This window comes from Streptomyces aurantiaciflavus (assembly GCF_049808595.1).
In the GTDB taxonomy this organism is placed as follows: Bacteria; Actinomycetota; Actinomycetes; order Streptomycetales; family Streptomycetaceae; genus Streptomyces.
Genome location: NZ_JBNCAQ010000043.1, coordinates 1 through 4,401, shown reverse-complemented (window position 1 = coordinate 4,401; position 4,401 = coordinate 1). Strand labels below are relative to the sequence as shown.

The 4,401-nt window shown below is 68.6% G+C and carries 2 protein-coding genes; both read left to right on the top strand.

All coding sequences use genetic code 11. The features are described from left to right. Positions 1-158 precede the first annotated feature (158 nt). Positions 159-3,116 (top strand): M14 family metallopeptidase, encoded by a 2,958-nt coding sequence (locus tag ACPT94_RS36200; protein ID WP_425246543.1) that lies wholly within the window; start codon positions 159-161, stop codon positions 3,114-3,116. A gap of 229 nt (positions 3,117-3,345) precedes the next feature. Continuing rightward, complete coding sequence (gene gap / locus ACPT94_RS36195; protein ID WP_360341875.1) at positions 3,346-4,353, top strand: type I glyceraldehyde-3-phosphate dehydrogenase; 1,008 nt, start codon at positions 3,346-3,348, stop codon at positions 4,351-4,353. Positions 4,354-4,401: the final 48 nt, after the last annotated feature.

The window sequence follows — 4,401 nt, the reverse complement described above, 5'->3', positions numbered from 1 at the left end:
GGGCGTCGGCACCAGCGTTTCCCAGCTCTTGGATCGCAGCACCCCTGATGACAACCGCCCCTCCTTGAACCCCCCTTGAGGCACCCTTGACTCGATCATGGACGGACATGAGCCTGGCATGTGTTCGCTGCTGTGGCGGACCCACGCTAGGGGGGTTCATGAGACGTAGAGCGAGATCGATCCTCGCTGTCGGCGCGCTCCTGATCGGCGGAGCGAGCATCGCACCCATCGCCCAGGCACAACCCGGGAGTTCACCCCGGACATCCGACGCGGACGAGGTCAAGGTCTTCCGCGCCGAGGTCACCAAGAAGCAGATCCCGCTGCTGCTGGCAGCCGGTCAGGACGGACACGAACTCAGTGAGCAGGCGCCCGACCGGGGCACCGCCACCGTCGAGGTCTACCTGACCGACGACCAGGCAAGAAAGCTCGAGAAGCAGGGCGTCGCCCTCACCGAGCACACCCTGTCGGCCAAGGCCGAGAACCGCGTCGAGGCCGCCGCCGACGGCGTGTTCCGCCCCTACAGCGGCAAGGGCGGCCTGAAGGAGGAGATCCTCCGCACCGGCCAGGAGAACCCCGGCCTCACCAAGGTCGTCTCCATCGGCCGGACGATCAACGGCCAGGACATCCTCGCGCTCAAGCTCACCAAGAACGCGAAGAAGACCAAGGACGGCTCCAAGCCCGCCGTGCTGTACCTCTCCAACCAGCACGCCCGCGAGTGGATCACCCCGGAGATGACCCGCCGGCTGCTCCACCACTACCTGGACAACTACAGGACCGACAAGCGCATCAGGAAGCTCGTCGACACCACCGAGCTGTGGTTCGTCCTGTCGGCCAACCCCGACGGCTACGACTACACCTTCCAGAACGACGACAACCGCCTGTGGCGCAAGAACCTGCGGGACGTCAACGCCGACGGTGTGATCAGCACCGGCGACGGCGTCGACCTCAACCGCAACTTCGCCTACAAGTGGGGCTACGACGACGAGGGTTCGTCGCCCAACCCCACCAGCCAGACCTACCGCGGCGCCGGCCCCGGCTCCGAGCCCGAGACGAAGGCCCTGGACGCCTTCGAGAAGCGCATCGGCTTCGAGTACGGCATCAACTACCACTCCGCCGCCGAGCTCCTCCTCTACGGCGTCGGCTGGCAGGTCGCGACGGACACCCCGGACGACGTCATGTACAAGGCGCTGGCCGGCACCCCCGAGAACTCCGCGATCCCCGGCTACCACCCCCAGGTCTCCTCGGAGCTGTACACCACCAACGGCGAGGCGGACGGCCACGCGGCCAACGTCAACGGCACGGCGATGTTCACGCCCGAGATGTCGACCTGCCAGACGGCTTCGAACCTCGACCCCGGCGACCAGTGGAACGCGGCCGACTGCCAGTCGGTCTTCAACTTCCCGGACGACGAGAAGCTGATCCAGCAGGAGTTCGCGAAGAACATCCCCTTCGCGCTCTCCGTCGCCGAGAGCGCCGCCCGCCCCGACCAGCCGAAGTCCTCGGTCGGCCTGACCGCCGCCGATTTCACCCCGGCCGCCTTCACCACGTCGTACGCGCGCGGCGCCGACCAGGAGGTCTCCGCCGTCGTCCGCAAGGCGGTCCGCGACAAGGAACTCAGGTACCGCGTCAACGGCGGCCGGGTCCACGACGAGACGCTGAGGCCCTGGAAGGGCGGCGAGACCTACGGCGGTGACGACAACCTCCACTTCGACGAGTACCGCGCCAAGGTCCGGCACGGCGAACCGGGCGACAAGGTCGAGGTGTGGTTCACCGGCGAGACGAAGAGCGGCAAGAAGGTCTCCAGCAAGCACTTCACCTACACCGTCGCCGCGCGGCCCAAGGCCGACACCCTCGTCGTGGCCGAGGAGGGCGCGGCCGCCACGCAGGCGCAGACCTACGTCGACGCGCTGAAGGCCAACGGCCGCAGGGCGATCGTCTGGGACGTCGCCACCCAGGGCGTGCCGGACGCGCTCGGCGTGCTGAACCACTTCGGCACGGTCGTCCACTACACGGGCGCGGGCGCCCCCGGCAACCCGACCCAGCTGGAGCTGCGTGCCTTCCTCAACGAGGGCGGCAAGCTGATCGAGGCGGGCGAGCGGGCCGGCGGTGACGTCGACCTCGGCGACGGCACCCCGTCCAACGACTTCAGCCAGTACTACCTGGGCGCCTACACCCGTACGTCCCTGTCCGACGCGACCTCCTTCAAGGGCACGGGCGCGCTCGCCGGCGCCGCCGGGCCGCTGGGCGCCGCACCCGGCAACCCGCTCAACCAGGCCGGGTCGTACAGCGTCACGTCCGAGACCCTGCCCGTGGACACCTTCCCGCAGTTCACGAGCGCGGGCGCGGGCCTCTACCCCGGCACCGTCAACCCGTACGGGCCCTACGAGGGCACGTCCATGGCCGCCGTCACGCACAGCGACTACGCCTGGAACCGCCTCGCCCGCACCATCGACCTCACCAAGGTGAGCGCGTCCGACAAGCCGACGCTGCGGACGCGCATGCTGTGGAACACGGAGGAGGGTTACGACCACGCCGTCCTGGAGGCGCACACCGCCGGCGCCGACGACTGGACCACGCTCCCGGAGGCGGGCGGCGCCACCGGCACCGCCGTACCGGCCGAGTGCGGGGCCGGCTACTTCGTCCAGGCGCACCCCGCCCTCAAGCGGTACCTGACGCTCGCCGGCGGCGCCTGCACGCCCACCGGCACCAGCGGCTCCTGGAACAGCTTCACCGGAGCGTCGGCCGGCTGGCAGGAGGTGTCCTTCGACCTCTCCGCGTACGCCGGGAAGACCGTCGAGGTGGCGCTCTCCTACATCACCGACCCCGGCTCCGGCGGCCGCGGCGTCCTCGTCGACAACGCCTCCCTCGTCATCGGCGGCACCGCGACCGAGACCGAGGGCTTCGAGACGTCGCTCGGCGCCTGGCGCGTTCCGGGCCCGCCCGCGGGCAGCCCCGCGGTCGTCAACGACTGGACGCGCTCCGGAGCGCTCTTCCAGACGTACGCCTCCGTCACGACGGACGACACGGTGCTGCTGGGCTTCGGCCTGGAACACGTCACCGCGGCGGCCGACCGCAAGGCGCTCATCGGAAAGGCGCTCGACTCACTTGACGAGTGACACGCTGAGGTCAGCACCGCTCGACGCGATGTGACCGAAACGAGCGAACACGCCTTCCTGACAGGGCGGTCCGTACCCCTACTGGCGGGTACGGACCGTCCTGCCGTGTATGCGGCGACTCGATGTCACCACGGGGCCCTCGGAGAGGTAGGGTCGGGGGTGGTCGGGGACATCCCAAACACAGCTCGCCGGCACCGCATGGCCGGCGTACCAACGAGGAGATCGGTTCGTGACGATCCGCGTAGGCATCAACGGCTTTGGCCGCATCGGTCGTAACTACTTCCGCGCGCTGCTGGAGCAGGGTGCTGACATCGAGATCGTGGCTGTCAACGACCTGGGTGACACCGCGACCACCGCTCACCTGCTCAAGTACGACACGATCCTGGGCCGCCTCAAGCAGGAGGTCACCCACACCGCCGACACGATCACCGTCGACGGCCACACCATCAAGGTCCTGTCCGAGCGCAACCCCGCCGACATCCCGTGGGGCGAGCTGGGCGTCGACATCGTCATCGAGTCGACCGGCATTTTCACGAAGAAGGCCGACGCCGAGAAGCACCTCGCCGGCGGCGCCAAGAAGGTCATCATCTCGGCGCCGGCGACGGACGAGGACGTCACCATCGTGATGGGCGTCAACCAGGACAAGTACGACGCGGCCAACCACCACGTCATCTCCAACGCCTCCTGCACCACCAACTGTGTGGCGCCGATGGCCAAGGTCCTGGACGAGAACTTCGGCATCGTCAAGGGCCTGATGACGACGGTGCACGCGTACACCAACGACCAGCGCATCCTGGACTTCCCGCACAAGGACCTGCGCCGCGCGCGTGCCGCCGCCGAGAACATCATCCCGACCACCACCGGTGCCGCCAAGGCCACCGCCCTGGTCCTGCCGCAGCTCAAGGGCAAGCTGGACGGCATCGCCATGCGCGTCCCGGTCCCGACCGGCTCGGTCACCGACCTGGTCCTGGAGCTGGGCCGCGAGGTCACCAAGGAAGAGGTCAACGCCGCCTTCCAGAAGGCTGCCGAGGGCGAGCTCAAGGGCATCCTCGAGTACACGGAGGACCCGATCGTCTCCTCCGACATCGTCAACGCCCCGGCGTCCTGCACCTTCGACTCCTCCCTGACCATGGTCCAGGAGGGCAAGAACGTGAAGGTCATCGGCTGGTACGACAACGAGTGGGGCTACTCCAACCGCCTCGTCGACCTGACGGTCTTCGTCGGCGGCCAGCTCTGACCCACAGAGCGGACTCCATGTGAAGGCAGGGCTCGGGCGGCGCAGGGA